This is a genomic window from Glycomyces sambucus, assembly GCF_900102815.1.
GTDB lineage: Bacteria > Actinomycetota > Actinomycetes > Mycobacteriales > Micromonosporaceae > Glycomyces > Glycomyces sambucus.
The window spans coordinates 332,025-357,753 of record NZ_FNGF01000006.1 but is presented as its reverse complement, the minus strand read 5'-3'; the positions used below and the strand labels follow the sequence as shown (position 1 = coordinate 357,753).

Annotated in this window: 25 protein-coding genes and 2 pseudogenes; 22 read left to right on the top strand and 5 right to left on the bottom strand. The window is 71.0% G+C overall.

Features of this window, described 5'->3' with window-relative positions; genetic code table 11:
* Positions 1-38 precede the first annotated feature (38 nt).
* Genes hppD through BLS99_RS19475 form a run of 7 tightly spaced genes read left to right on the top strand, consistent with a single transcriptional unit; the run spans position 39 to position 8,893 of the window.
* A complete protein-coding gene (gene hppD / locus BLS99_RS19505) occupies positions 39-1,202 on the top strand; it encodes a 4-hydroxyphenylpyruvate dioxygenase (RefSeq protein ID WP_091053376.1) in 1,164 nt (387 codons plus the stop codon).
* An 11-nt stretch (positions 1,203-1,213) separates the two neighbouring features.
* Positions 1,214-2,851 carry a urocanate hydratase gene (gene hutU, locus BLS99_RS19500; protein ID WP_091053375.1) on the top strand — a complete coding sequence of 546 codons (1,638 nt, stop codon included), beginning with the start codon at positions 1,214-1,216 and terminating at the stop codon, positions 2,849-2,851.
* Positions 2,852-4,045: an allantoate amidohydrolase gene (locus BLS99_RS19495; RefSeq protein ID WP_091053374.1), complete on the top strand. Its 1,194-nt coding sequence runs from the start codon at positions 2,852-2,854 to the stop codon at positions 4,043-4,045. It begins immediately after the preceding gene.
* The gene (locus tag BLS99_RS19490) at positions 4,039-5,334 is read left to right on the top strand and encodes a formimidoylglutamate deiminase (RefSeq protein ID WP_091053373.1); all 1,296 of its coding nucleotides are present in this window, start codon (positions 4,039-4,041) and stop codon (positions 5,332-5,334) included. Before BLS99_RS19495 ends, BLS99_RS19490 begins: the two co-directional genes overlap by 7 nt.
* A complete protein-coding gene (gene hutI, locus BLS99_RS19485; protein WP_091053372.1) occupies positions 5,331-6,515 on the top strand; it encodes an imidazolonepropionase in 1,185 nt (394 codons plus the stop codon). Before BLS99_RS19490 ends, hutI begins: the two co-directional genes overlap by 4 nt.
* A 10-nt stretch (positions 6,516-6,525) precedes the next feature.
* Positions 6,526-8,064, top strand: coding sequence for a histidine ammonia-lyase (gene hutH, locus BLS99_RS19480; protein WP_091053371.1), 1,539 nt, complete (start codon positions 6,526-6,528; stop codon positions 8,062-8,064).
* Positions 8,065-8,107: 43 nt separating this feature from the next.
* On the top strand, positions 8,108-8,893 hold the full coding sequence (locus tag BLS99_RS19475) for a CHAD domain-containing protein (RefSeq protein ID WP_091053370.1): 786 nt from the start codon (positions 8,108-8,110) through the stop codon (positions 8,891-8,893).
* A gap of 77 nt (positions 8,894-8,970) precedes the next feature.
* On the opposite strand, the gene BLS99_RS19470 is transcribed toward BLS99_RS19475, so the two are convergent.
* Positions 8,971-9,657: an IclR family transcriptional regulator gene (locus BLS99_RS19470; protein WP_030157516.1), complete on the bottom strand. Its 687-nt coding sequence runs from the start codon at positions 9,655-9,657 to the stop codon at positions 8,971-8,973.
* A gap of 67 nt (positions 9,658-9,724) precedes the next feature.
* Here BLS99_RS19470 and leuC point away from each other — a divergent pair, with 67 nt between their 5' ends.
* The 3 genes and pseudogenes from leuC to BLS99_RS27800 form a co-directional block, all read left to right on the top strand.
* Positions 9,725-11,152, top strand: a complete 1,428-nt coding sequence (gene leuC, locus BLS99_RS19465) for a 3-isopropylmalate dehydratase large subunit (RefSeq protein ID WP_091053369.1) — start codon at positions 9,725-9,727, stop codon at positions 11,150-11,152.
* A gap of 15 nt (positions 11,153-11,167) precedes the next feature.
* On the top strand, positions 11,168-11,767 hold the full coding sequence (gene leuD, locus BLS99_RS19460) for a 3-isopropylmalate dehydratase small subunit (protein WP_091053368.1): 600 nt from the start codon (positions 11,168-11,170) through the stop codon (positions 11,765-11,767).
* Positions 11,768-12,008: 241 nt separating this feature from the next.
* Positions 12,009-12,212: pseudogene (locus BLS99_RS27800) on the top strand (HU family DNA-binding protein); the annotation flags it as partial.
* A gap of 499 nt (positions 12,213-12,711) precedes the next feature.
* Here the strand turns inward: BLS99_RS27800 and BLS99_RS19450 are convergent.
* The 4 genes from BLS99_RS19450 to BLS99_RS19435 form a co-directional block, all read right to left on the bottom strand.
* Positions 12,712-13,986, bottom strand: a complete 1,275-nt coding sequence (locus tag BLS99_RS19450) for a D-arabinono-1,4-lactone oxidase (RefSeq protein ID WP_245712325.1) — start codon at positions 13,984-13,986, stop codon at positions 12,712-12,714.
* 284 nt (positions 13,987-14,270) lie between these two features.
* Positions 14,271-15,161, bottom strand: a complete 891-nt coding sequence (locus BLS99_RS19445) for an NUDIX hydrolase (RefSeq protein ID WP_176953441.1) — start codon at positions 15,159-15,161, stop codon at positions 14,271-14,273.
* Positions 15,162-15,245: 84 nt separating this feature from the next.
* Positions 15,246-15,452, bottom strand: a complete 207-nt coding sequence (locus BLS99_RS19440; protein ID WP_091053366.1) for a hypothetical protein — start codon at positions 15,450-15,452, stop codon at positions 15,246-15,248.
* Between the two features lie 135 nt (positions 15,453-15,587).
* Positions 15,588-15,803 (bottom strand): hypothetical protein, encoded by a 216-nt coding sequence (locus tag BLS99_RS19435; protein ID WP_091053365.1) that lies wholly within the window; start codon positions 15,801-15,803, stop codon positions 15,588-15,590.
* Between the two features lie 322 nt (positions 15,804-16,125).
* Between BLS99_RS19435 and BLS99_RS19430 the strand changes: the two genes are divergently transcribed.
* From BLS99_RS19430 to BLS99_RS19375, 12 genes and pseudogenes are all read left to right on the top strand, one after another.
* The gene (locus BLS99_RS19430; protein ID WP_218126727.1) at positions 16,126-16,896 is read left to right on the top strand and encodes a lysophospholipid acyltransferase family protein; all 771 of its coding nucleotides are present in this window, start codon (positions 16,126-16,128) and stop codon (positions 16,894-16,896) included.
* Between the two features lie 11 nt (positions 16,897-16,907).
* Complete coding sequence (locus tag BLS99_RS19425; RefSeq protein ID WP_091053363.1) at positions 16,908-17,912, top strand: NAD(P)H-dependent glycerol-3-phosphate dehydrogenase; 1,005 nt, start codon at positions 16,908-16,910, stop codon at positions 17,910-17,912.
* Entirely contained in the window at positions 17,905-18,966 is a 1,062-nt protein-coding gene (locus BLS99_RS19420; RefSeq protein WP_091053362.1) for a D-alanine--D-alanine ligase family protein, read from the top strand. The genes BLS99_RS19425 and BLS99_RS19420 overlap by 8 nt, the downstream gene beginning before the upstream one ends.
* 143 nt (positions 18,967-19,109) lie before the next feature.
* Complete coding sequence (gene rpsD, locus BLS99_RS19415) at positions 19,110-19,754, top strand: 30S ribosomal protein S4 (protein WP_091053361.1); 645 nt, start codon at positions 19,110-19,112, stop codon at positions 19,752-19,754.
* 363 nt (positions 19,755-20,117) lie between these two features.
* Positions 20,118-20,339, top strand: a complete 222-nt coding sequence (infA, locus tag BLS99_RS19410) for a translation initiation factor IF-1 (protein ID WP_026929479.1) — start codon at positions 20,118-20,120, stop codon at positions 20,337-20,339.
* A gap of 26 nt (positions 20,340-20,365) precedes the next feature.
* Entirely contained in the window at positions 20,366-20,482 is a 117-nt protein-coding gene (gene rpmJ, locus BLS99_RS19405) for a 50S ribosomal protein L36 (protein WP_091053360.1), read from the top strand.
* A 167-nt stretch (positions 20,483-20,649) separates the two neighbouring features.
* Positions 20,650-21,024, top strand: a complete 375-nt coding sequence (gene rpsM, locus BLS99_RS19400) for a 30S ribosomal protein S13 (RefSeq protein ID WP_091053359.1) — start codon at positions 20,650-20,652, stop codon at positions 21,022-21,024.
* Between the two features lie 11 nt (positions 21,025-21,035).
* On the top strand, positions 21,036-21,434 hold the full coding sequence (gene rpsK, locus BLS99_RS19395; RefSeq protein WP_091053358.1) for a 30S ribosomal protein S11: 399 nt from the start codon (positions 21,036-21,038) through the stop codon (positions 21,432-21,434).
* Between the two features lie 88 nt (positions 21,435-21,522).
* Positions 21,523-22,569 carry a DNA-directed RNA polymerase subunit alpha gene (locus BLS99_RS19390; RefSeq protein WP_091053357.1) on the top strand — a complete coding sequence of 349 codons (1,047 nt, stop codon included), beginning with the start codon at positions 21,523-21,525 and terminating at the stop codon, positions 22,567-22,569.
* A 67-nt stretch (positions 22,570-22,636) separates the two neighbouring features.
* Positions 22,637-22,984: pseudogene (rplQ, locus tag BLS99_RS19385) on the top strand (50S ribosomal protein L17); the annotation flags it as partial.
* 75 nt (positions 22,985-23,059) lie between these two features.
* Complete coding sequence (gene truA, locus BLS99_RS19380) at positions 23,060-23,875, top strand: tRNA pseudouridine(38-40) synthase TruA (protein ID WP_091053355.1); 816 nt, start codon at positions 23,060-23,062, stop codon at positions 23,873-23,875.
* A 283-nt stretch (positions 23,876-24,158) separates the two neighbouring features.
* Complete coding sequence (locus BLS99_RS19375) at positions 24,159-25,652, top strand: vWA domain-containing protein (protein WP_091053354.1); 1,494 nt, start codon at positions 24,159-24,161, stop codon at positions 25,650-25,652.
* The last annotated feature ends 77 nt before the right edge of the window (positions 25,653-25,729 follow it).

Genomic DNA, 25,729 nt, shown 5'->3' with positions numbered 1-25,729 from the left:
CTCCGGGAACAGCCCCACGAGGACTACAGGAGGCCGCCATGGTCGACACTGCCAGCCGCTCCGCAGACGCCGCCCTGGTCGGCGCGGTCGAGCACGACATCCGCGAGGACGCCTTCCCCATCAAGGGCTGGGACCACGTGCGGTACTACGTCGGCAACGCCCGCCAGGCCGCCCACTACTACTCGACCGCGTTCGGCATGCAGCTCTTCGCGTACCGCGGCCCCGAGCAGGGCTTCCGCGAGCACGCCGAGTACGCGCTCAAGTCCGGCGGCGTCACCTTCGTTCTCGCCGGCGGCACCACCGCCGACTCCGCGGCCTCCGAGCACTACGCCCGCCACGGCGACGGCGTCATCGAAGTGGCCCTCGAAGTGCCCGACGTGGACAAGAACTACGCGCACGCGATCAAGCAGGGCGCCATCGCGATCGAGGAGCCCCACGACCTCACCGACGAGCACGGCACCGTCCGCCGCGCCGTCATCGGCACCTACGGCGAGACCCGGAACGTCCTGGTCGACCGCTCGAACTACACCGGCCCGTTCCTGCCCGGCTTCATCGCCGCCGAGCCCATGGTGACCCCGCCCGAGAAGCGCTTCTTCCAGGCCATCGACCACATCGTCGGCAACGTCGAGCTCGGCAAGATGCGCGAGTGGGTCGGCTACTACGAGCGGGTCATGGGCTTCACGAACATCGTCGAGTTCGTCGAGGACGCCATCGCCACCGAGTACTCCGCGCTCATGAGCAAGGTCGTCGCCAACGGCAACCGCAAGATCAAGTTCCCGATCAACGAGCCCGCCGAGGGCAAGAAGAAGTCCCAGATCGACGAGTACCTGGAGTTCTACGGCGGCCCCGGCGTACAGCACATCGCGCTCGCCACCAGCGACATCCTCGCCGCTGTCGACGCCATGCGCGAGCGCGGCGTCGAGTTCCTGGAGGCCCCGGACGCCTACTACGAGGACCCCGAGATGCGCGAGCGCATCGGCACCGTGCGCGTCCCGATCGAGGAGCTCCAGAAGCGGCGAGTGCTGGTCGACCGCGACGAGGACGGCTATATGCTCCAGATCTTCACCAAGCCGCAGCAGGACCGGCCCACGATGTTCTACGAGATCATCGAGCGGCACGGCTCGCTCAGCTTCGGCAAGGGCAACTTCAAGGCCCTCTTCGAGGCCCTGGAGAAGGAGCAGGCCAAGCGCGGCAACCTCTAGCGGGGAGCGACATGCACGCACCACACGGCGCCGGCCTCCACTGCCGCACCTGGCAGGCGGAGGCGGCCTACCGGATGCTCCAGAACAACCTCGACCCGGCGGTCGCCGAGCGCCCCGAGGACCTGGTCGTCTACGGCGGCACGGGGAAGGCCGCGCGCAGCCGCGACGACCTCGCCGCGATCCTGCGGACCCTGCTCACGCTCGCGCCCGACGAGACGCTGCTCGTCCAGTCGGGCCGGGCGGTCGGGGTCATGCGCACCCACGAGTGGGCCCCGCGCGTGCTCATCGCCAACTCGAACCTGGTGCCCGACTGGGCGACCTGGCCCGAGTTCCGGCGGCTCGAATCGCTCGGGCTCACCATGTACGGGCAGATGACCGCCGGCTCGTGGATCTACATCGGCACCCAGGGCATCCTGCAGGGCACCTACGAGACGTTCGCGGCCGTCGCCGAGAAGCGCTTCGGAGGGACGCTGAAGGGCACGCTCACGCTGACGGCCGGGTGCGGCGGCATGGGCGGCGCGCAGCCGCTCGCCGTCACCATGAACGACGGCGTGTGCCTCATCGTCGAGGTCGACCCGCACCGCCTCCGGCGGCGCGTCGAGACCCGCTACCTCGACACGGTCGCGGCCGACCTGGACGACGCCGTCGCCCAGGCGCTCGCCGCCAAGCGGGCCGGTGAAGCGAAGTCGATCGGCCTGGTCGGCAACGCCGCCGAGGTGCTGCCCGAACTCCTCGCCCGCGGCGTGGAGGTCGACATCGTCACCGACCAGACCTCCGCGCACGACCCGCTGTCCTATGTGCCCGCAGGTGTTCCCGTCGAGGACGCCGCCGACCTCGCCAAGGGCGACCCGGACGCGTTCACCGACCGCGCCCGCGAGTCCATGGCCCGCCACGTGGAGGCCATGGTCGGCTTCCTCGACGCGGGCGCCGAGGTCTTCGACTACGGCAACTCGATCCGCGGCGAGGCCCTCGCCGGGGGCTTCGCGCGCGCCTTCGACTTCCCCGGGTTCGTGCCCGCCTACATCCGGCCCCTGTTCTGCGAGGGCAAGGGCCCCTTCAGATGGGCCGCGCTCTCAGGGGACCCGGCCGACATCGCCGCCACCGACCAGGCGGTGCTCGACCTGTTCCCCGAGAACCGGACCCTGCACCGCTGGATCTCGCTCGCCCGCGAGCGCGTCGCGTTCCAGGGCCTCCCGGCCCGGATCTGCTGGCTCGGCCACGGCGAGAGGGACGTCGCGGGGGTGCGCTTCAACGAGATGGTCGCCGACGGGACCCTCAAAGCCCCGATCGTCATCGGCCGCGACCACCTCGACTGCGGCTCGGTCGCGAGCCCGTACCGCGAGACCGAGTCCATGAAGGACGGTTCGGACGCGATCGCGGACTGGCCCCTGCTCAACGCCCTCGTCAACACCGCGTCGGGCGCGAGCTGGGTGTCGATCCACCACGGCGGGGGCGTCGGCATCGGCCGCTCGATCCACGCCGGGCAGGTCACCGTCGCCGACGGCACCGCGATGGCCGCCCAGAAGCTCGAACGGGTCCTCTCGAACGACCCCGCGATGGGCGTCATCCGCCACGTGGACGCCGGATACGAGGAGGCCGACCGGGTCGCCGCGGCCAACGGTGTCCGCATTCCCGTCCGGGAGTCCTGAGTGGACGCCACGGGGTTCCGGCGGCTCTGGGACCAGATCGCCGCGACCGGTCGCGCGGACTCCGGCGGCTACCTGCGCTTCTCGTGGAGCGCGGCCGATCTCGCGCTCCGTGAGTGGTTCGACGCGCAGGCCGCCGAGCGCGGCCTGCGCGTCGAGTCCGACCGCAACGGGAACCGCTACGCCCACTGGGACGCCGGGACCGGACCGGGCGTCCTCACCGGCAGCCACTTCGACTCCGTGCCGCACGGCGGCGCCTACGACGGCCCGCTCGGGATCGTCTCGGCGTTCCTCGCCGTCGACGAACTCCGCGCCTCCGGCTTCGCGCCGCAGCGGCCCATCGTCATCGGCGCGTTCACCGAGGAGGAGGGCGGCCGGTTCGGCGTGCCCTGCCTCGGCTCGCGCCTCATGGCCGGCGTGGTCGACCCCGACCGGGCCCGGGCCCTCACCGACCCCGACGGGACCACGCTCGCCGAGGCCATGCGCGCGGCCGGCGCCGACCCGGACGCGCTCGGGCCCGACCCCGAACGCCTCGCCTCCTTCGCCGCGTTCGTGGAACTCCACGTCGAGCAGGGCCGCGCCCTCGAAGCGCCCGTGGGCGTCGCGAGCGCGATCTGGCCGCACGGGCGCTGGCGCATGACGTTCACCGGCGCGGGCGACCACGCCGGGACCACCCGCATCCCCGACCGGCGCGACCCGATGCTCACCTTCGCGTTCGCCGTCCTCGCCGCCCGCAAGGAGGCCCGCCTCGCCGGGGGCCTCGCCACGGTCGGCCGCGTGGAGGCCGTCCCGAACGCCACCAACGCGATCGCCTCCCAGGTCACCGCCTGGCTGGACTCGCGCGCCCCCGACGAGGCGGTGCTCGCCGAGATCCTGTCCGGCTTCACCGCCAAGGTGAAGGACCGGGCCGGGCGCGACGGCACCGGCTTCACGATCGCCCCGGAGTCCGAGACCCCGATCGTCGAGTTCGACCCCGGCCTGCGCGACCGGATCGCGGCGCTCCTGGGCGGCGCCCCGGTCCTGCCCACGGGCGCGGGCCACGACGCCGGGGTCCTCGCCGCGCACGTGCCGACCGCGATGCTGTTCGTCCGCAACCCCACCGGCGTCTCCCACGCGCCCGGCGAGGGCGCGAGCGACGAGGACTGCGCCGCCGGCGTCGACGCCCTCGCGGCGGTGCTGCGGGACCTCGCGTGCTGACCTACTGGGCCCGGCACGCCCGGCTGCCCGGCGGGATCGCCGACGCCGTCGCGATCGACGTCGCCGACGGCCGCATCGCCGCCGTGACGCCCGGCGCCGCCCCGCGCGGCGAGATCCTGGGCGGCCTCGTCCTCCCCGGCTTCGCCAACACGCACTCCCACGCGTTCCACCGCGCCCTGCGCGGGCGCACCCACGGCGACAAGGGCACGTTCTGGACGTGGCGATCGGGCATGTACGCCCTCGCGGACCGCCTCGACCCCGACGCCTACCACCGGCTCGCCCGCGCCGTCTACGCCGAGATGGCCCTGGCCGGGATCACGTGCGTCGGCGAGTTCCACTACCTCCACCACCAGGCCGGCGGGCGCCCCTACGCGGACCCGAACGCCATGGGGGAGGCGCTGATCCAGGCCGCCGCCGACGCGGGCGTCCGCATCACCCTCCTCGACACCCTGTACCTCTCCGGGGGGTTCGGGCGGCCTCTCGAACCCGCGCAGCAGCGCTTCGGCGACACCGGCCTCGAAGGCTGGCTCGACCGCGTCGAACGCCTCAAACCCGGCGCCCACGCCCGCATCGGCGGCGCGATCCACTCCGTGCGCGCCGTCCCCGAAGAGGCCATCGCCGCGTTCGCGTGCTCCACCGAGGGCCGCCCCGTCCACGTGCACCTCTCCGAGCAGCGCGCCGAGAACGACGCCTGCCGTGCCGAGCACGGCTGCACCCCCGCTGAACTCCTCGAACGCTGCGGGCTCCTCGGCCCCGACCTCACCGCCGTCCACGCCACCCACCTCGCCGAGCGCGACGTCGACCTCCTCGCCCGCTCCGGCACCGGCGTGTCCTTCTGCCCCACCACCGAACGCGACCTCGCCGACGGCATCGGCCCGGCCCGCGCGCTCGCCGACGCCGGGGTCCCCCTCTCGCTCGGCACCGACTCGAACGCCGTCATCGACATGTTCGAGGAGGCCCGCGCCCTGGAGATGCACGAGCGCCTGGTCAGCGAGGAGCGCGGCCGGTTCACCGCCGACGCCCTCCACGACGCCGCCACCGGCCACGCCGCCCTCGGCTTCACCGACGCCGGCCGCATCGAGCCGGGCGCCCGCGCCGACCTCGTCGCCGTCGCGCTCGACACCCCGCGCACCGCCGGGGCCCGCCCCGACGGCGTCCTCTACGCCGCCACCGCGGCCGACGTCACCGACGTCGTCGCCGACGGCCGCCACATCGTCCACGAGGGACGACACCGGTACATCGACGCCGGTGCCGAACTGCGCGAAGCGATCGGGGAACTCTGGCAATGAGCCTGCTCATCGACGGCATCGGCGAACTCTTCACCGCCGACGACGACGGCACCGTCCACTACGACGCCGCGATCGTGGTCGAGGCAGGGAGGATCGCCTGGGTCGGCCACCGCCTCAACCGGCCCGCCGCCGACGAATACCTCGACCTCGGCGACCGGGCCGTGGTCCCCGGTTTCGTTGACTCCCACGCCCACCTCGTCTTCGCGGGCGACCGCTCCGGCGAGTTCGACGCCCGCATGCGCGGCGAGCCCTACGACGGCGGCGGCATCCGCACCACCGTGGGCGCCACCCGGAAGGCCAGCGACGAGCGGCTGCGCGCGAACTGCGCCCGCCTCACCGCCGAGATGCTCCGCCAGGGCACCACCACAGTGGAGGTCAAGTCCGGGTACGGCCTCACCGTCGAAGACGAGGCCCGGTCCCTGCGCATCGCCCGCGAGTTCACCCCCGAGACCACGTACCTCGGCGCGCACACCGTCCCCGCGGGCGTTGACGCCGACGAGTACACCGCGCTCGCCGCCGGGCCCATGCTCGACGCCTGCGCGCCCCACGCGAAGTGGGCCGACGTGTTCTGCGAGCGCGGCGCCTTCGACGGCGACCAGGCCCGCGCCGTGCTCACCGCGAGCGCGAAGGCGGGCCTGGGCCTGCGCGTCCACGCCAACCAGCTCACCGCGGGCCCCGGCGTGCGCCTCGCTGTGGAACTCGGCGCGGCCTCCGCCGACCACTGCACGCACCTCACCGACGCCGACGTGGACGCCCTCGCGAACTCCGCCACCGTCGCGACCCTGCTGCCGGGCGCGGAGTTCTCCACGCGCTCGCCCTACCCGGACGCGCGCCGCCTCCTCGACGCCGGCGCCCGCGTCGCGCTCGCGACCGACTGCAACCCCGGGTCCTCGTACACCAGCAGCATGGCGTTCTGCATCGCGCTCGCCGTCCGGGAGATGGGCATGACCCCGGCCGAAGCGCTCGAAGCCGCCACCGCGGGCGGCGCCGACGCGCTGCGGCGCACCGACGTCGGGCGCGTCGCCGTCGGCGCCCGCGCCGACCTGGTCGTCCTCGACGCCCCCTCGTTCGTCCACCTGGCCTACCGGCCCGGGACGCCCCTGACCCACGCCGTCGTCCACGGCGGCAGCGTCGTCGGCAGCGCCGCCGACAGCGGCACTGCCGCAAGCAGCGTCGAATAGAGGAGCAGCGATGTCCACCGTCCGCATCAAGCCGGTCCCCGTGTCGCCCGAGGAGGTCGTCGCCGTCGCGCGCGACCGCACCCGCGTCGTGGTCGACGCCGAGGCCTGCGAGGCCATGGCCGCCAGCCGCGCGATCGTCGACGCGATCGAGCGCGAGGGCCGACCCGTGTACGGCGTCTCGACCGGGTTCGGCGCGCTCGCCAACACGTTCGTCGCCCCTGAGCGCCGCGCCGAGCTCCAGCACGCGCTCATCCGCTCGCACGCCGCGGGCGTGGGCGACCCGATGCCGGTCGAGGTGGTGCGCGCGATGATGCTGCTGCGCCTGCGCTCGCTCGCCATGGGCCGCTCCGGGGTCCGCCCCGAGGTCGCCGACGCGCTCGCCGCGCTCCTCAACGCCGACATCACGCCGTGGGTCCCGCGGCACGGCTCCCTCGGCGCCTCCGGGGACCTCGCCCCCTTGGCGCACTGCGCGATGGTCCTCCTCGGCGAGGGCTGGGTCCGGGCCGAGGACGGGACCCGTGCGGAGGCGGGCCCGGTCCTCGAAGCCGCGGGGCTGGCCCCGATCACGCTCTCCTCCAAGGAGGGCCTGGCGCTCATCAACGGCACCGACGGGATGCTCGGCATGCTGCTGCTCGCCGTCGCCGACCTGCGGCACCTGCTGACGATGGCCGACGTGACGGCGGCCCTGTCGAACGAGGCGATGCTCGGCTCCGACCGCCCGTTCCAGCCCGAGCTCCACGAGATCCGCCCGCAGCCGGGCCAGGCGCTGAGCGCCGCGAACATCCACCTGCTGCTCCAGGACTCCGAGGTCATGGACTCCCACCGCAACGACCTCGCGCACGCCGTCCAGGACGCGTACTCGATGCGCTGCGCCCCGCAGGTCGCGGGCGCGGCTCGCGACGTCCTCGACTACGCCGCCACGGTCGCTTCCAGGGAACTGCTCTCGGTGGTCGACAACCCGGTGGTCCTGCCGGACGGCCGGGTCGAGTCCACGGGGAACTTCCACGGCGCCCCGCTCGGGTACGCCGCGGACTTCCTCGGGATCGCCGCGGCCGACGTCGGCTCGATCTCCGAGCGCCGCGTCGACCGGCTCCTGGACGTGACCCGCTCGCGCGGCCTCCCGGCGTTCCTCAGCCCCGACCCCGGCGTCAACTCCGGCCTCATGATCGCGCAGTACACGGCCGCGGGGATCGTGGCCGAGAACCGCCGCCTCGCCTCGCCCGCCTCCGTCGACTCCGTGCCCACCTCGGGGATGCAGGAGGACCACGTGTCGATGGGCTGGGCCGCGGGCGCGAAGCTGCGCACGATCATCGACAACCTCGGCACGCTCCTGGCGGTCGAACTCCTCGCGGGCGTCCAAGGGCTGCAACTGCGCCAGCCCCTCATCCCGAGCCCGGCCGCGCGCGCCGCCATCGCCGCGGTCGGCCCCATCGCCGGCAAGCCCGGCCCCGACCAGTTCCTCGCCCCCGTCATCGAACAGGTCAAGCACCAGCTCCAGGGCCCCGCCCTCCGCGCCGAGATCGAAGCGGCGGTGGGCCCGCTCGCGTGAATGCGCGTGATGTAATGGGGCCGAACGAGATCGGAGTTGCCACATGACCGAGACCCCCATCGCCGGCGCAGGCGTGCACGAGTACCTGGCCGCGCAGGCGGCGACGCTGATCGCCATGCGGGAACCGGTGATCGCGCGCGAAGCGGACGCGGTGCACCGGATGCGGGTCGCGACGCGGCGGCTGCGGTCGGTGCTGTCGACGTACGGGGCGCTCTACGCGGAGGTGCCGTTCAAGCGGCGGCGCCTGCGCTGGCTCGCCGACGAGCTCGGGCGGGTCCGCGACCTTGAAGTGCTGCGGATGCGGTTCGCCAAGCGCCTGGGGGACGAGCGGCCGGAGTGGTTCACCGAGTTGGAAGCGAAGGAGCGGGACGCGTACGGCCCGCTCGCGGAGGCGTGCGAACGGGAGCGGACCCGCAGGCTCCTCGCCGCGGTCGAGACGCTGGCCGCGTACCCGGACTTCGCCCCCGCGGCGGCGCTGCCCGCCGACGAGGTGCTGGGGCCGGTCGTGGCACGCGCGCGCCTGGAGATGACGCAGGCGGTCGCGGCGATCGCGGGCGCGGCCGACGCCGACGAGGCCCGGCACCGGGCCCGCAACGCGGCCAAGCGGACCCGCTACACGGCCGAGGCCGCGGCGTTCCTCGGCGAGGAGGCCGCGGCGGTCGCGGCGGAGGCCAAGAAGCTCCAGAACCGGTTCGGGCGCTGCCAGGACGACGCGGTCGCGATCGCGTACCTGGAGGCCCACGCGCCGGACTCGCCGCTCTTGGAGGACGAGCGCCGCCGCTACGCCAAGCACGTCGCGCGCGCCGAAGCGGCGCTCAGCCCCGCCTGACGCGCATAGGGAAGCGGCCCGGCGGAGATCCGTCGGGCCGCTTCGGCGTCGCAGGGGCAAGGCAGGAACAGCGGCGGCTACAGCCCCGAGAGCTTCTGCCCCGCGCGGATGACGGCCATGCCGAGCCGGTCCCCGGGGCGGCGTCCCAGACGCTCTATGGGACCGGACACCGAGATGGCGGCGACGACCCGTCCGGTCTTGTCGCGCACAGGAGCGGAGACGCTGACGACGCCCGGTTCGCGCTCGGCGACCGACTGCGCGAAGCCGCGGCGGCGGACCTCGGCGAGGGTCTTCGAGGAGAAGCGGCACTTCGGCAGCAGGGGCAGGATGCCCTCCGGCGGCTCCCAGGCGAGGAGCACCTGGGCGCCGGAACCGGCGGTCATCGGCAGCGCCGCGCCGACCGGGACGGTGTCGCGCAGCCCGGAGGCGCGCTCGGCCGCCGCGACGCACACGCGCTCGTCGGCCCTCCTGCGGTAGAGCTGCGTCGATTCGCCGGTCTGGTCCCGCAGCAGGTTGAGGACCGGTTCAGCCGCGCTGAGCAGGACGTCGGCCGTGGACCCGGCGAGCTCGCCGAGCTTCGGGCCGGGACGCCAGCGCCCCTCGTGGTCGCGCTGCAGCATCTCGTGGGCCTCCAGGGCCTGCGCGAGCCGGTGGGCCGTGGCCCTGGGCAACCCCGTCTCGTGCACGAGCTCAGCCAGGCTGGCGCCGTTGGTGCAAGCAGTGAGGATGAGCACCGCCTTGTCGAGGACGCCCACTCCGCTGATAGTATTCGTTCTCACGAGCTGAACATTACCTCCCATATTTCGAGAAGTCCAACGACTGGGAACAGAGATGTCACGTACACCACACGAAGCTGAGGGCGCCCGACCGCAGACCCTCGCCGAGAAGGTCTGGAACGCCCACGTGGTCCGCACCGGCGGCCAGCAGCCGGACCTGCTCTACATCGACCTGCACCTCCTCCACGAGGTGACCAGCCCCCAGGCCTTCGACGGCCTGCGGCAGGCCGGGCGGAAGGTCCGCCGGACCGATCTGACGATCGCGACCGAGGACCACAACACGCCCACCGACAACCTCTTCACCATCGCGGACCCCACCAGCCGCAAGCAGATCGAGACGCTGCGCACCAACTGCGAGGAGTTCGGCGTCCGCATCCACTCCCTGGGGGACGAGAACCAGGGCGTCGTCCACGTCGTGGGACCGCAGCTGGGACTGACCCAGCCGGGCATGACCGTGGTCTGCGGCGACTCCCACACTTCCACGCACGGCGCGTTCGGCTCGATCGCGTTCGGCATCGGCACCAGCGAGGTCGAGCACGTCCTCGCCACCCAGACCCTGCCGCAGGCGAAGCCGAAGTACATGGCCGTCACCGTGAACGGCTCCCTGCCCGAGGGCGTCTCCGCCAAGGACCTCATCCTCAAGATCATCTCGATCACCGGCACCGGCGGCGGCAAGGGCCATATCGTCGAGTACCGCGGGCAGGCCATCGAGGAGCTCTCGATGGAGGGCCGCATGACGGTCTGCAACATGTCGATCGAGTGGGGCGCCAAGGCCGGCATGATCGCCGCCGACGAGAAGACCTTCGCCTACGTCCAGGGCCGCCCCCACGCCCCGCAGGGCGAGGACTGGGACGCGGCCGTCGAGTACTGGCGGACCCTCAAGACCGACGAGGGCGCCGTCTTCGACAAGGAGATCGTCATCGACGCGGCCTCCCTGAGCCCGTTCGTCACCTGGGGCACCAACCCCGGCCAGGGCGTCGAGCTCTCCGGGAACGTCCCCGACCCGGCCGCGTTCGAGGACGCGATCGAGCGCACCACCGCCGCGAACGCCCTGGAGTACATGGGCCTGGAGGCCGGCACCCCGATGCGCGAGATCGGCGTCGACGTGGTCTTCCTCGGCTCCTGCACGAACGGCCGCATCGAGGACCTGCGCACGGCCGCCGAGGTCATCAAGGGCCGCAAGGTCGCCGGCACCGTCAACATGATGGTCGTCCCCGGCTCCGCGAAGGTCCGCGAGCAGGCGATCGAGGAGGGCCTGGACCGGGTCTTCATCGAGGCCGGCGCCGACTGGCGCTTCGCGGGCTGCTCGATGTGCCTGGGCATGAACCCGGACCAGCTCACGCCCGGCCAGCGGGCCGCCTCCACCTCGAACCGCAACTTCGAGGGCCGCCAGGGCAAGGGCGGGCGCACCCACCTGGTGTCCCCGGCCGTCGCCGCCGCCACCGCCGTCTCCGGGCACCTCGCCAGCCCGGCGGACCTGTAAGGAAGGGCAAGGGACATGGACAAGTTCACGACCCACACCGGGCGCGTGGCCCCGCTGCGCCGCTCGAACGTCGACACCGACCAGATCATCCCGGCCGTCTACCTCAAGCGGGTCACCAAGACCGGCTTCGAGGACGGCCTGTTCGCCGAGTGGCGCGAGGACGAGAAGTTCCTGCTGAACCAGGCGGAGTACAAGGACGCCACGGTCCTGGTCACCGGCACCGAGTTCGGCACCGGCTCCTCCCGCGAGCACGCCGTCTGGGCCCTGAAGGACTACGGGTTCAAGGCCGTCATCGCGCCCCGCTTCGGCGACATCTTCCGCGGCAACTCGCTCAAGAACGGTCTGTTGACTGTGGAGCTGCCCGAGGCGGCCGTGGAGGAGCTGTGGCTGCGCGCCGAGCTCCACCCGGACGCGGAGGTCACCGTGGACCTGGCCGAACGCGAAGTCCGTGCGGGGGACCGCACCTGGACGTTCGAGTTCGACGAGTTCCTGCGCTGGCGGATGATGGAGGGCCTCGACGACGTGGCGCTGACGCTCCGCGACGAGGACAAGATCGCCGCCTTCGAATCGAACCGGGATGCTTGGCGGCCTAGGACTCTCCCTGCGGCCGTCTAGACCGCACAACTCGATCTTCTTAGCCTTCACGTACGGAGCCGGTGGCGCTGCCACCGGCTCCAGGCGTGTTCCGGGCCCTCCCAACGGGGTTGCGAGCGTCGATTTCGGGCACCCGAATAAAAATTCCTTGCGACACAACGGGTCGATTTTCGCGGAAACAGTTGCGTTCGCTTTCGAAACGTCATAACGTGCGCTTAACAAGCTGGTATGGCTCCAGAACCTTATCGGGAGGGTAGGACTCGTGAACAAGGCAGAGTTCGTCGATCGGATCGCCGCTCGCACTGGCGACCGGGCCGCTGCGAAAGAAGTCGTGGATGTGGCGATCGACGAGATACAGCGCGCGGTGGTGAAAGGGGAGAAAGTCTCCTTCGCCGGTTTCGGCGTCTTCGAGAAGCGCCAACGCGCCGCTCGCATGGCCCGCAACCCGCGCACGGGTGAAGCGGTCAAGGTCAAGAAGACCGTCGTCCCGGCCTTCCGGCCCGGTACCGGGTTCAAGGAACTCGTGACCGGCAAGCGCAAGGCGGTCAAGTCCGCTCCTGCGGCCAAGAAGGCCGCGCCGGCGAAGAAGGCCGCGACCGCCAAGAAGACGACGGCCAAGAAGGCCGCCAAGAAGACCACGCGCGCGGCCTCCACGGCGGCGCGCTCCACGGCCACGAGCCGCGTGGCCGCCAAGAAGACCACCACCGCGAAGAAGGCGGCGCCGGCGAAGAAGGCCAGCACCGCGAAGAAGGCCGTGCGCAAGACCGCGGCCAAGAAGGCCACGCCCGCGAAGAAGACCGCGGCGAAGAAGACCACGAAGCGCGGGCGCAGCTTATGCCGTGCCCCGAAGCGGTTCGGGGCACGGTGGGGCACCCGTCCGACTCGCACGGGGAAGAGGGCATTCAGGAGCCGCCTGAATGCCCTCGCTGCTTTCCCGGATCAGGGCCCTCCGGGGCCGGGCGGGACTACGACTCGGGCGCGGCGAAGATCGGCGCGGAGAAGGCGTTTACGAACTTCTCCTCTGGATCGACGCGCGCGCGCAGTTGTACGAAGTCGTCCATTCGCGGATAACGCGAACGGACCTCATTCATTGGTATCGAAAACAGTTTTCCCCAATGCGGCCGCGGAGCGAACGGCTCCAATGCCGCTTCGAGCACCGCCGTCACCGGCGCCACCGCCCCGTGGTCGCCGATCCACGTGAAGTGCAGCCCCACGGTGTCGCGCCCGTACGCGGGCGACAGCCACAGCCCGTCGGCGGCCATGGTCCGGACCTCGCAGATCCGCAGGACGGGCGCGATCCGCTCCCCGATGCCCGCCAGGGCCTCCAGCGCCGCCGTCGCGTCGGCGCGGTCGATCAGGTACTCCGACTGGAGCTCGTCGCCCGAGCTGGGCGTGAACTCGGGCTTGAAGTGCGGCAGGCGCTCGTGCCACGGGCCCGTCTGGCCCTGCTGCACCGTGCACGCCTGCGGGTCGACGCCCGGGACGGGGTGCCGCGGGCCGTCGGCGAGCGGGGCGCCGTACCGGTTCGAGGGCGGGAACGGGTGCGTCTGGTCCGCTGTGCGCTGCTTGACCCAGAACTGGAACTCGGGATCCGCGCCCCAGGGCGTGAACAGGCTCGTGGAGTACGCGGCGCCGGTGAGCTCGTCGAAGTGCGCGAGCACCGCGTCCAGGCCCAGCCCGTCGTAGACGTACTGGCGCATCTCGAACGCCGACAGCAGGTCCAGCGTGACCGAGTGGACGACCCCCAAGGCCCCCAGGTGGACCACCGAGCCCGCGAAGTCCTCCTCGCCGCGCCTGACGGTGCGCAGCTCCCCGTCGGGGCCGATGAACTCGACCGCGGCCACGGCCGAGCCCAGGTTCCCGTTGCGGTCGCCCGAGCCGTGCGTGCCGGTGGCGATCGAGCCGGCCACGGAGATGTGCGGCAGGGACGCCATGTTGTGCAGGGCGAACCCGGCCCGGTGCACCGCGGCGCTCAACGCGGCGTAGGTGAGCCAGCCGGCGGCGCGGACGGTGCCCTTAAGGATGTCCAGTTCCGCGAACGGCTCCATGCCCGCGAGGGACAGCATCACGTCGTCGGAGGCGGCGATCGTGTTGAACGAGTGGCCCGAGCCGAGGACGCGGAGCCGCCCGGCGCCGGCGACGACCGCGCGGGCCTCGTCGAGCGTCGCGGGCGCCTCGAAGCGCGCGGGGGAGAAGCCGATGTTCCCGGCCCAGTTGTGCAGTGGGGCGCTCTCAGGCACGGCACGATCCTTTTCGACAGCGCCCAGGGGCGCACGGTGCGGTTGCGCGGGCAACGGTACCGCGCGCCGCACGTGGAAGGGCCCGGACCGGTCCGAACGGCGGGACGGGACGCGACAGATCGCGGCGGCCTCAGCGCGCTCGCCGAGCCGCCCGGCTCCACCGACGGCTAAGGACCGACCCCCGCCCGGGCCGCACCGGCCCGAGGCGGTGTTCGCGTCGGATGAGGCCGAACGGAAACGAGTCGCCACCGCGCCATGCCGCCTGCGGCGGCCCCGGAGAGGCCCTAGAGCCGCTCGATCCCCACGAGCTTCTGGCCCGACATCGACAGCACCCACGCCTCGCCCGGGCGCGTCGACACGTCCGGGGCCTCGACGCCGTCCTCGTCGGCGAGGATCGCCACGGTGTCGCACACGACCTCCGGCTCGGCGCAGACGATCGCGGCACCCCCGCCGCCCGCGAGCTCGCGTACGCGCGCGCTGGAGCGCTCGGGATTGCGTTCGTGCGCTTCGGTGTCGAAGACCGAGTCCCCGGAGAGCGTGCAGCGCACCGCCTGCGCGATCGGCTCCACGGTCTGCACGCTCGCGCGCCCGGTGGCCGTGAACGCCCGGTCCGGCTGGTACAGCGACGCCAGCGCCGCCAGGCGCACCGCCTGGTCCTGCCCGCGCAGGCTCAGCGGCCGCGCCACCATGGGCCCGTCCCAGTCCTGCTCGACCTCGGCCGGGGCCACCAGGAGCACCGTGGAGGTCACCGCGGGCAGCGCCGCGAACGCCTTGAGCACCTCCTGGTCCCGCGGACGCGTGAGCGCGTCGCGGGCCTCGGCGAGGGTCAGCCAGCGGCGCTCGCCGATCTCGTCGTCGGCGGTGAACACGGCGTCGGGCTTCTCGGTGCGCATCGACCAGTAGTCGACCCACTTGAGCACGTCGCCTTCGGGATTGGGGAGCACGTACGAGGCGCGGCACAGCCACAGCTGCGGGATGACCGGGATCCCGGTCTCCTCCTCCACCTCGCGGCACGCCGCCGCGAGCGGGTGCTCGCCCGGGTCCAGCTTGCCTTTCGGCAGCGACCAGTTCCCCACCCTCGGCCGCCACACCGCGACCACCTCGACCAGACCGCGCTCGCCGTTGCGCCACAACAGGCCGCCGGCGGCGGCCACCCGCCTCTGCGTACCGCTCACGCCTCTTACGGTACTGGGACTCACCCACACGCGGGAAGCTCGCCACACGAGCGGAGGACCCGGCGCCCGCGAAGGACCGGCGGGCTACGCCGGTCCCGGCGGCATGGTCGGGATGCGAACGGCGACAACTGTCCCGTCCTGGTCGGTTTCGAGCGAAACGCGCTGCCCCGGGCGCAGGAACCGCAGCCCGGAGACGGCGAAGGCCGCCGCGTCGAAACCGACGCGGCGGCCGCTGTCGAGGACGGCCTCGCCGGAGGCGTCCTCGTTGAAGTGCGAAACGGTGCCCTGCATGGCTTCAGCATGGACTACTCGGGCGACTGAAGGCCAGGGGCGGGACCGCTGCTTTCGGCTGTGTTTCTCGACCGGAACTACTTCCGGCTGTGTTTCTAGACCGGAACTACTTCCGGCTGTACCTCTGGACCGGAACTACTTCCGGATCTGGCGCCGCTCCGAGCCGCCGATGGCCTTGTAGCCCTTGTAGCCGAACCAGCCGATGACGCCGATGATGCCGACGACGATCGCGGCCTTGATGAGGAACCCGAGGGCGCCGAAGATGAAGCCGATCAGGGACGCCACGAGCCAGATCGCGATGATGGCACCGCCGAACAGGGCCGCGAGCCAGCCGAAGAGACGCCAGTTCATGTCACTCACTCCGAGTCGAGTCGTGTTCGAGCCGACTGGGTTCGGTCGGCAAGCTAGATGTCACTTTGACTCTATGATGACATCATAACCGATCCGGCGCAACCCCGCCGTTCCCGCAGCAGGCGCGCCCACCGCGCCGCGTACCTGCGGGTTCACGCCGCGTGAGCCGGACCCCTCGCGCAACGAGTCAAAGCCCACCCCGCGCTTCCCGTCGCCCGAGCGCACCGGTGCGGGCGTTAGAGTGCAGTGCACTGACGATCCGTACACAACGGCACCGGCCGAGCCCATGCGGCCCGCGCCCCCCGAGAAAGCGAGCCAGCAGGTGACCGAGCCGAGGTCTGAGGCGCAGTACACCTTCCGCCGCCGCGGCGGCGACCGAATCCCCGCCGACGTCCAGGTCTACGCCAACATCGTCAAGGGCGCGACCCTCGGGCTCAGCCGCCGCGACTGGTCCGGCATGGAGCACGTCCCGCTCCAGGGCCCGGCGATCCTCGTCTGGAACCACTACTCCGACATCGATCCGCTCATGGTCGTCCACTACGTGTACAACGCCGGCCGCCACCCCCGGTTCCTCCTCAAGGAGTCGATCGTCAAGGTCCCCGTGGTCGGCGCGATCCTCAAGCGCTCCGGGCAGATCCCGGTCAAGCGCGGCAGCGCCGAGGCCGCCGACTCCCTCCGGGTGCTCCAGCAGCAGCTCGCCGAGGGCCACGTCGTCATCATGGCCCCCGAGGGCACGGTCACCAAGGAGCCCGACCGCTGGCCCATGCGCGGCAAGACCGGCGTCGCCCGCCTCGCCCTCGAATCCGGTGCGCCCGTAATCCCGATCGTCCAGTGGGGCGCCCTCGGCATCCACGACCGCAAGCGCGACCCGAAGTTCAAGCTCGGCCGCAAGCCGGTCACCGTCCGGGCCTTCCCGCCCGTCGACCTCTCCCGGTGGCTCGGAAAGGAACCGACCCGCGACGACCTCGTGCAGGTCTCCGACGCCATCATGGAAGCCCTCCGCGCCGGCCTCGCCGAGGTCCGCGGCCAGGAGGCGCCCCCCTTGTTCGACCCCCGGCAGCAGCGACCCGAGGAAAGCGAGTCTTCTGAGTGAAAGCAGCCGTCATGGGAGCCGGTTCGTGGGGGACCGTCTTCGCCAAGATCCTCGCCGACGCCGGCACCCCGGTCACCGTCTGGGCCCGCCGCGAGTCCGTCGCCGCGGCCGTCAACGCCGAGCACCGCAACCCGGACTACTTCCCCGACATCGAGCTGCCGCACCTGGTCTCGGCGACCGCCGACCCGGCCGAGGCCCTCGCGGGCGCCGACCTCGTCGTGCTCTCCGTCCCCAGCCAGACCCTCCGCGGCAACCTCGCCGCGTGGTCGCCGCACCTGGAGCCGCACTCGACCCTCCTGAGCCTCATGAAGGGCATCGAACTCGGCACCACCGAGCGCATGACCGAGGTCATCGCCGAGGTCACCGGCGCCGCCGAGTCGCGCATCGCGGTCCTGTCGGGCCCGAACCTCGCGCGCGAGATCGCCGAGCAGCAGCCCACGGCCTCGGTCGTCGCCTGCATCGACCACGGCCGCGCCGTCGACATCCAGAAGGCCGTCACCACCGGCTACTTCCGCCCGTACACGAACACCGACGTCGTCGGCTGCGAACTCGGCGGCGCCGTCAAGAACGTCATCGCCCTCGCCTACGGCATGGCCGCCGGCATGGGCATGGGCGACAACACCAAGGCCACGATCATCACCCGCGGCCTCACCGAGACCACCCGCCTCGGCGTGCGCCTCGGCGCCGACCCGGCCACGTTCGCCGGCCTCGCCGGCCTCGGCGACCTCGTCGCCACCTGCTCCTCACCGCTGTCGCGCAACCACACCTTCGGCGAGCAGCTCGGCCTCGGGGCAACCCTGGAGGAGGCCGCCCGCGTCACCAAGCAGACGGCCGAGGGCGTCAAGAGCTGCCGCTCGATCACCGACCTCGCCCGCAAGGTCGGCGTCGAGATGCCGATCTGCGACGCCGTCGAGCGCGTCTGCCACGAGGGACTCGACCCCAGGGCCGCGGTCGCCGAACTCATGGGGCGCGAGACCAAACCGGAAATCGACAGTTTGAGGTCTGACAATGACTAAACCGACCGTCGCCGTCTTCTTCGGCGGGCGCAGCGTGGAGCAACCCGTGTCCTGCGCCTCCGGCTCCGGCGTCGCCAAGGCGCTGCGCGAGCGCGGCTTCGACGTGACCGCCATCGGCATCACGCGCACCGGCGAATGGGTCGAACTGCCCTCGGACGCCGACTTCGCGATCGAAGCCGCCGACAAGCTGCCCGAGGTCACCGCCGAGGCCGGCAAGGCGGTCGCCGTCGACCTCGGCCCCGGCTCGCAGCCCATCGCCGACATCGCCTTCCCGGTCCTCCACGGGCCCTACGGCGAGGACGGCACCATCCAGGGCCTGTTCGAGATGGCCGACCTGCCGTACGTCGGCTCGGGCGTCCTCTCCAGCTCCCTGTCGATGGACAAGGAGTTCTCCAAGCGCCTCCTCGCCGCCGAGAACGTCCCGCAGGGCGCCTTCGCCGTCCTCAAGCCCGGCGAGCGGTTGGACGCCCACGCGGTCATCGACCGGCTCGGCCTGCCGATCTTCGTCAAGCCCGCCCGCGCCGGATCGAGCCTGGGCATCAGCAAGGTCAAGTCCGCCGCCGAACTCGCCGAAGCGGTCGAGAAGGCCCGCGAGGTCGACGACAAGGTCGTCTTCGAAGCCTCGTTCGAGGACGTCCGCGAGATCGAGATGGGGGTCCTGGAGACCCTCGACGGCGACCTGGAGATCACCTTCCCGCTCGAAGTCCTCGCCATGGGCGAGGAGGGCTGGTTCGACTTCGACGCCAAGTACCTCGACAACCCCGAGCCGTTCAACCTGCACCCGGACTACCCCGAGGGCGTCGCCGAGCGCGCGCAGGCGCTGGCCCGGAAGGTCTTCCGGCTCCTGGACTGCCGCGACCTCGCCCGCGTCGACTGCTTCCTCGCGCCCGACGGCACGGTGTACCTCAACGAGGTCAACACCATGCCCGGCCTCACGCCCATGAGCGGCGTCCCGCAGGCGTTCGCCGCCGCCGGGGTCTCCTACGGCGACCTGGTGGAGCGCCTGGTCACTCTCGCCGCCTCCCGGGTGGGCGACCGGAAGGACGCCGCGTAACCTGGACCCGAGCTCTGTACCGCCTCGGCGGCGCGGAGCGACCGCATCACCGTGTGCGCGCCAGGCCCTAGCAACACCTAGGTGCATTCCTGAGCGCGCTACACTCACGCGTTTCTGCCGGTCAGGGACGCAATCTGCCTCGTATGTCGTTCGAGGCTACGCATGAATTACTGGAGAGATCATTGCAAGCTAAGGCGAAAGTCAAGCTTTCCCGATCCCTCGGCATCGCTCTGACGCCGAAGGCCGCCAAGTACATGGAGCGCCGTCCGTACCCTCCGGGGCAGCACGGCCGCGGCCGCAAGAAGGAATCGGACTACAAGAACCAGCTCGTGGAGAAGCAGCGTCTCCGCGCTCAGTACAACATCTCTGAGCGCCAGCTGCGGAACGCCTACGCCGAGGCCGTGCGCAAGCCCGGCAAGACCGGCGAGGTCCTGGTCGGCCTGCTCGAATCCCGCCTGGACGCCTTCGTGCTCCGCGCCGGCTTCGCCCGGACCATCTACCAGGCCCGGCAGTTCGTCAACCACGGCCACTTCACGGTGAACGGCCGCAAGGTCGACATCGCCTCCTACCGCCTGAAGTCCGGCGACTTCGTCCAGGTCCGCAAGAAGTCCCGCGAGACCACCCCGTTCCAGCTGGCCGCGGCCGGCGCGTGGGCGGGCGAGACGACTCCGGCCTACATCGAGTCCCACCTCGAGGGCCTGATCGCCCGCTTCCTGTCGGTGCCCGAGCGCAAGCAGATCCCCGTGATCTGCGACGAGCAGCTCGTCGTCGAGTACTACTCGAAGTAACAGCACAGGCGAGTGCTGCTCGAAGTGGCAGCACCCGCGAGCGCTGCTCAAGTAAGCCTGAGCGTGCACCGAGTGCCGTCGAGCCTCGCTCGACGGCACTCGGACGCCGCCCGAGTGCCCTCCGTCACGGTCAACCCCCTGGTAGGCGGTCTCGGGACGCGAGTAGACTCGCTCAGTGGTGCAGTGCGTCCCTTGTCGGGTCGCCCCGCGTTTGTGGTGAATTATCACCCAGGCGCACCTGGCGAAGCGCAGTACCGTTCTTTCGCCCGCCCGAAGCATCTGCGTCGGACTGGCGTGCCAGTAGCCCCGTGCACCAGAACACGTGCGGGGTTTTCAGACCGAGTTGTCACGGTAGCGGAGGACATGCCGAAAAAAGACGGTGCCATCGAGATTGAAGGCAAAGTTGTCGAGTCCCTCCCGAACGCCATGTTCCGGGTGGAACTCACCAACGGCCACAAAGTACTCGCTCACATCAGCGGCAAGATGCGACAGAACTACATCCGAATCCTCCCTGAGGACCGGGTCGTGGTGGAGCTCTCGCCGTACGACCTGTCGCGCGGGCGGATTGTCTACCGTTACCGCTGACCTGACGACTACATGAAGTAGGACTCGTGAAAGTCAAGCCGAGCGTCAAAGTGATCTGCAAGAACTGCCGCGTGATCCGCAGGCACGGACGAGTGATGATTATCTGCTCTTCCGACCCGCGTCACAAGCAGCGTCAGGGCTAAGCAGCACACACGCCAGCAGGAAAGGCCCCAACAGGGGAAACCACCGCCAGTGCGCAAGCACAACCCCCGGCTCGGAGGCCGGGGCTCGCATCGCTCGTCAGGGCAGGGGTACAAGCCCAGCGGGAAGGCAGTGGTCAGACCTCCGACAACACTAGGAGTACGCCTCAGTGGCACGCCTGGTTGGAGTGGACCTCCCGCGCGACAAGCGCCTGGAGATCGCACTCACCTACATTTACGGCATCGGCCGCACGCGCTCGCTCGAGACGATCGCCGCGACCGAACTCGACCGCGACAAGCGCGTCAAGGACCTCTCCGACGAAGAGCTCGTGTTGCTCCGCAACTACATCGAAGAGCACTTCCAGGTCGAGGGCGACCTGCGCCGCGAGGTGCAGGCCGACATCCGCCGCAAGATCGAGATCAACTGCTACCAGGGTCTCCGTCACCGCTACGGCCTTCCGGTCCACGGTCAGCGGACCAAGACCAACGCCCGTACTCGCAAGGGTCCGAAGAAGACCGTCGCGGGCAAGAAGAAGGCACGTTAGGAGACCATCTGATGCCACCGAAGACTCGCGGCGGTTCCAAGAACCCGCGCGCCAAGAAGAAGAACGTGCCCCACGGGCACGCCCACATCAAGAGCACCTTCAACAACACCATCGTGTCGATCACCGACCCGACCGGTGCCGTGATCTCCTGGGCCTCCTCGGGCCAGGTGGGCTTCAAGGGCTCGCGCAAGTCGACCCCGTACGCCGCGCAGATGGCCGCCGAGGCCGCCGCCCGCCGTGCGATGGACAACGGCATGCGCAAGGTCGACGTCTACGTCAAGGGCCCGGGCTCGGGCCGCGAGACCGCGATCCGCTCCCTCCAGGCCGTCGGCCTCGAGGTCGGCTCGATCAACGACGTCACGCCCCAGCCGCACAACGGCTGCCGCCCGCCGAAGCGCCGCCGCGTCTAGCACGCGACCGCTTCACCGGAGATCGTCACCGAATCCAAGTGTCTAGGCGTCAAATAGCGGGCGCCCCGAACAAAGGAAACATCGCACAGTGCTTATCACTCAGCGGCCCACGCTCACCGAGCAGCAGATCAGCCCGACCCGCTCCAAGTTCACCATCGAACCCCTGGAGCCCGGTTTCGGCTACACGCTCGGCAACTCGCTGCGGCGCACCCTGCTGTCGTCCATCCCGGGCGCGGCGGTCACGTCGATCAAGATCGACGGCGTCCTGCACGAGTTCTCCACCATTCCCGGCGTCAAGGAAGACGTCGTGGAGCTGGTGCTGAACGTCAAGCAGATCTGCGTCTCCTCGGAGAACGACGAGCCGGCCACCATGTACCTGCGCAAGGAAGGCCCCGGCGACGTCCTCGCCGGCGACATCCAGCCCCCCGCGGGCGTGCAGGTCCACAACCCCGAGCTCAAGCTGGCGACCCTGAACTCGAAGGGCCGCCTCGACATGGAGTTCGTGGTGGAGCGCGGGCGAGGCTACGTCTCGTCCCCGCAGAACAAGGCCGACACGAACGAGATCGGCCGCATCCCGGTCGACTCGATCTACTCGCCCGTGCTGAAGGTCGCCTACTCGGTCGACGCGACGCGTGTCGAGCAGCGCACCGACTTCGACAAGCTCACCGTCGACGTCGAGTCCAAGCCGTCCACCACGCCGCGCACCGCGCTGGCGTCGGCGGGCTCCACGCTGGTGGAACTGTTCGGCCTGTACCGCGAGCTCGACACCGAGGCCGAGGGCATCGACGTCGGGCCCAGCCCGGCCGACCAGCAGCTCGCCGCGGACCTGGCCCTGCCGATCGAGGACCTGGACATGACCGTCCGGTCCTACAACTGCCTCAAGCGCGAGGGCGTCAACACCGTCGGCGAACTCATCAACCGCACCGAGGCCGACCTGCTCGACATCCGCAACTTCGGGCAGAAGTCGATCGACGAGGTCAAGATGAAGCTCGCCGGCATGGGCCTGAGCCTGAAGGACTCTCCCGGGACCTTCGACCCGAGCGAGGCCGCCGTGGCCTACGGCGGGTCGCCGGTCGCCGAGTCCGACGAGTACGAGGACGACGGCGAAGACCTCCGCGAGACCGAGCAGCTCTAGAAGCTGCGTGAATACGGCGGTCGGTTCCGTAAGACGGCCGGCCGCGTCAATCCAAGAGGAGTTAGAAATGCCCAAGCCCACCAAGGGCCCGCGTCTGGGCGGTTCGCCGGCGCACGAGAAGCTCATGCTCTCGGGCCTCGCGGCCTCCCTGTTCGAGCACGGCAGCATCACCACCACGGTGACCAAGGCCCGCCGCCTGCGCCCCTACGCCGAGCGTCTCATCACGTACGGCAAGAAGGGCACGCTGCACCACCGCCGCCTGGCGCTGGCGAAGCTCCGCAACAAGGACGCCACCCACGACCTGTTCGAGCAGGTCGCCCCCCGCTTCGCGACCCGCGAGGGCGGCTACACCCGGATCATCAAGGCCGGGTACCGCAAGGGCGACAACGCGCCGATGGCGATCATCGAGCTCGTCGACTAGGACGGTAGGCAGACCGCGCGCAGGGCACTCGCTCTGCGCGCGGTTTCGTTTCCCTGGGAGGATCTTCGCGTGGAGGACACGACTCGCCTGCGCCTGGGCATCGCCTACGACGGCGCCGAGTTCTCGGGCTGGGCCCTGCAACCGGGGCTGCGGACCGTGGCCTCGGAGGTGATCCGGGCGCTGGAGCTCCTGTTCCGCGACATCGCGGACTTCACGGTCGCGGGCCGGACCGACGCGGGCGTGCACGCGACCGGGCAGATCGCGCATGTCGATGTGCCGACGGCGAAGTGGGAGGACCTGCGCGAGAAGCTGCTGTGGCGCCTCCGCGGCATCCTGCCCCCCGATGTGCGGGTGGTGTCGGCCGAGGCGGTGGACCGGTCCTTCAACGCGCGCTTCGCGGCCCAGTGGCGGCGGTACCGGTACCGGGTCGCCGACGCGGTGTACGGGGTGACGCCGCTGCGGCGCCTGGACACCTTGGCGTGGCCGCGGCCCCTCGACGTCGAGCGCATGCACGCGGCGAGCCAGCGCCTGCTCGGCGAGCACGACTTCGTGGGCTTCTGTAAGCAGCGCGAGGGGGCGACGACCATTCGCGAACTCCTGCAATACGACTGGGCCCGCGACGAGGACGGGACGGCGGTCGCCACGGTGCGCGCGGACGCGTTCTGCCACTCGATGGTCCGGAGCCTGGTCGGTGCCGCGCTGGCGGTCGGCGACGGCCGCAGGGACGAGGCGTGGCTCGCCGCGATCCTCCAGATCGGTGAGCGGGCCAACGATGTGCACGTCGTGGGGCCGCACGGCCTGACGCTGGTCGAGGTCTCCTACTCGCAGGACCCGGGGGACTGGCGCGACCGCATCGACCTCACGCGCCGGGTGCGCACCTTGTAGGTCCGCTCGCCCCCTCGCCGGTGATAGAGCTGAGAGCCATCCCCAGCCCCCGCCCCGCCCAGAAGGGGACCGTAGCGGCGGGCCCGACGCCGCGATCGATTCGCCCCGAGGAAGCACCGCTCCTGCACGTGACCGCTCCGTCACCCCGGTCTCGGGTCGGACACGCGCGGGTCCTGATTGCTCACCGAACCATTACAGTTCGGGCACATCGGGAACCGCTGAGCGCGACAGGCGGTCTCATGGAGGTAATCCCCGCTACCGCCAAGTAAGAAGGGACCCCTCCATGAGACGCCCGTTGAAGGCCACGATACCCGCGGCGGCGCTCGCCGCCGCCATGACCGCCCTGACCGCGCTCACCGCATGCTCCGGGCCCATAGGGGACTCCGGTGCCAGCGACATGGCCGAGTCCGCCCCGGGCTCGGTGGACCCCGGCTACACCGACACCGAGAGCGGCGAGACGTTCGCCCCCAACGAAGCCGTGGACCCGGCCGTGGACCCGGAGTCGACGTTCGCGGTTGACGTCGACACGGCCTCCTACGACTTCGCGCGCCGGTCCCTCCTGGACGGTGAGCTGCCGCCGCAGGACCAGGTGCGGCCCGAGGAGTTCGTGAACTCCTTCGACTACGACTATCCGGAGCCCGAGGGGAACGGGTTCGGCGTCCACCTCGAGACGGTCGAACTGCCCGAGTGGTACCGCTCGGGCGACGCTTCGCTGGCGCTGCGCGTGGGGCTCCAGACGCGGACGGTGCCCGACAGCGAGCGCGCCGACGTCAACCTCACCTTCGTGATCGACGTGTCCGGCTCGATGGAGGCCGACGACCGGATCGGCATCGTCCGCGACTCGCTCCAGATGCTGGTCGGGGAACTGCGGCCGAGCGACGCGGTCGCGATCGTCACGTACGAGACCGACTCCGAGGTGCTGCTGGAGATGACCGAGGTCGGCGACGGCGAGGAGATCGGCGGCGCGATCGACGACCTGGAGGCGCGCGGCTCCACCAACATGCAGGCGGGCCTTGAGGACGGGTACGAGATCGCGGCCGAGTCCTTCGACAGCGAGCGGGACAACCGGGTGATCCTGCTGTCGGACGGGGAGGCGAACGTGGGCCTCACCGAGCACGACGCGATGCTGGAGGAGATCGGCGGCGAGATCGCCGACGGGATCACGCTCCTCACCGTGGGAGTCGGCGACTCGTACAACCAGGAGCTGCTTGAGCAGCTGGCCGACAACGGCGACGGCTGGGCCGTGTACTTCGCGTCGGCGGGTGAGGCCGAGGAGGTGTTCTCCGAGCGGCTGACCTCGACGCTCGGGGTGACGGCCGAAGACGCGAAGATCCAGGTGACGTTCGATCCGGAGACCGTGGCGGACTACCGGCTCATCGGGTTCGAGAACCGGGCGCTGGAGGACGACGAGTTCGAGGACGACTCGGTCGACGCGGGCGAGGTCGGGCCGGGGCACAGCGTGACCGCGCTGTACGCGATCAGCACGACCGGCGAATCGGGCGAGTACGCTTCGGTCGCGGTGCGCTGGACCGACCCGGAGACGGGCGAGACCGGGACCGCGGAAGCGACGGCCGGGAGCATCGTCACGCTTCTCCCGAGCCATACCGCGAACGTCGCGCTCGTCGCGGCGGCCTTCGCCGAGGTCCTGCGGGGGAGCGCCGAGTTCACCTGCGCCGACCTCCTCGCCGACGCGGAAGAGCTCGCGGCGCAGTCCGAGTACCCGGAGGTCGACGAGCTCGTCGAACTCATCGCGATCGCGGCCGATCTCGGGGCTTGATCGAGTCCGGTTCTCGGGGGATGCCGGAGTCCGGCGGGCTCGACGCCTGAAGGATTCCCGGAGTGCGTCGGCGTCCA

Excerpts from the sequence above, each read along its gene's own strand:
- leuC (WP_091053369.1), top strand. The coding sequence starts at position 9,725 with ATGTCACGTACACCACACGAAGCTGAGGGCGCCCGACCGCAGACCCTC.
- hppD (WP_091053376.1), top strand. The coding sequence starts at position 39 with ATGGTCGACACTGCCAGCCGCTCCGCAGACGCCGCCCTGGTCGGCGCG.
- BLS99_RS19375 (WP_091053354.1), top strand. The coding sequence starts at position 24,159 with ATGAGACGCCCGTTGAAGGCCACGATACCCGCGGCGGCGCTCGCCGCC.
- hutU (WP_091053375.1), top strand. The coding sequence starts at position 1,214 with ATGCACGCACCACACGGCGCCGGCCTCCACTGCCGCACCTGGCAGGCG.
- BLS99_RS19475 (WP_091053370.1), top strand. The coding sequence starts at position 8,108 with ATGACCGAGACCCCCATCGCCGGCGCAGGCGTGCACGAGTACCTGGCC.
- rpsD (WP_091053361.1), top strand. The coding sequence starts at position 19,110 with ATGTCGTTCGAGGCTACGCATGAATTACTGGAGAGATCATTGCAAGCT.
- BLS99_RS19440 (WP_091053366.1), bottom strand. The coding sequence starts at position 15,452 with ATGCAGGGCACCGTTTCGCACTTCAACGAGGACGCCTCCGGCGAGGCC.
- rpsK (WP_091053358.1), top strand. The coding sequence starts at position 21,036 with ATGCCACCGAAGACTCGCGGCGGTTCCAAGAACCCGCGCGCCAAGAAG.
- BLS99_RS19425 (WP_091053363.1), top strand. The coding sequence starts at position 16,908 with ATGGGAGCCGGTTCGTGGGGGACCGTCTTCGCCAAGATCCTCGCCGAC.
- BLS99_RS19420 (WP_091053362.1), top strand. The coding sequence starts at position 17,905 with ATGACTAAACCGACCGTCGCCGTCTTCTTCGGCGGGCGCAGCGTGGAG.
- infA (WP_026929479.1), top strand. The coding sequence starts at position 20,118 with ATGCCGAAAAAAGACGGTGCCATCGAGATTGAAGGCAAAGTTGTCGAG.
- leuD (WP_091053368.1), top strand. The coding sequence starts at position 11,168 with ATGGACAAGTTCACGACCCACACCGGGCGCGTGGCCCCGCTGCGCCGC.
- hutH (WP_091053371.1), top strand. The coding sequence starts at position 6,526 with ATGTCCACCGTCCGCATCAAGCCGGTCCCCGTGTCGCCCGAGGAGGTC.
- hutI (WP_091053372.1), top strand. The coding sequence starts at position 5,331 with ATGAGCCTGCTCATCGACGGCATCGGCGAACTCTTCACCGCCGACGAC.
- BLS99_RS19435 (WP_091053365.1), bottom strand. The coding sequence starts at position 15,803 with ATGAACTGGCGTCTCTTCGGCTGGCTCGCGGCCCTGTTCGGCGGTGCC.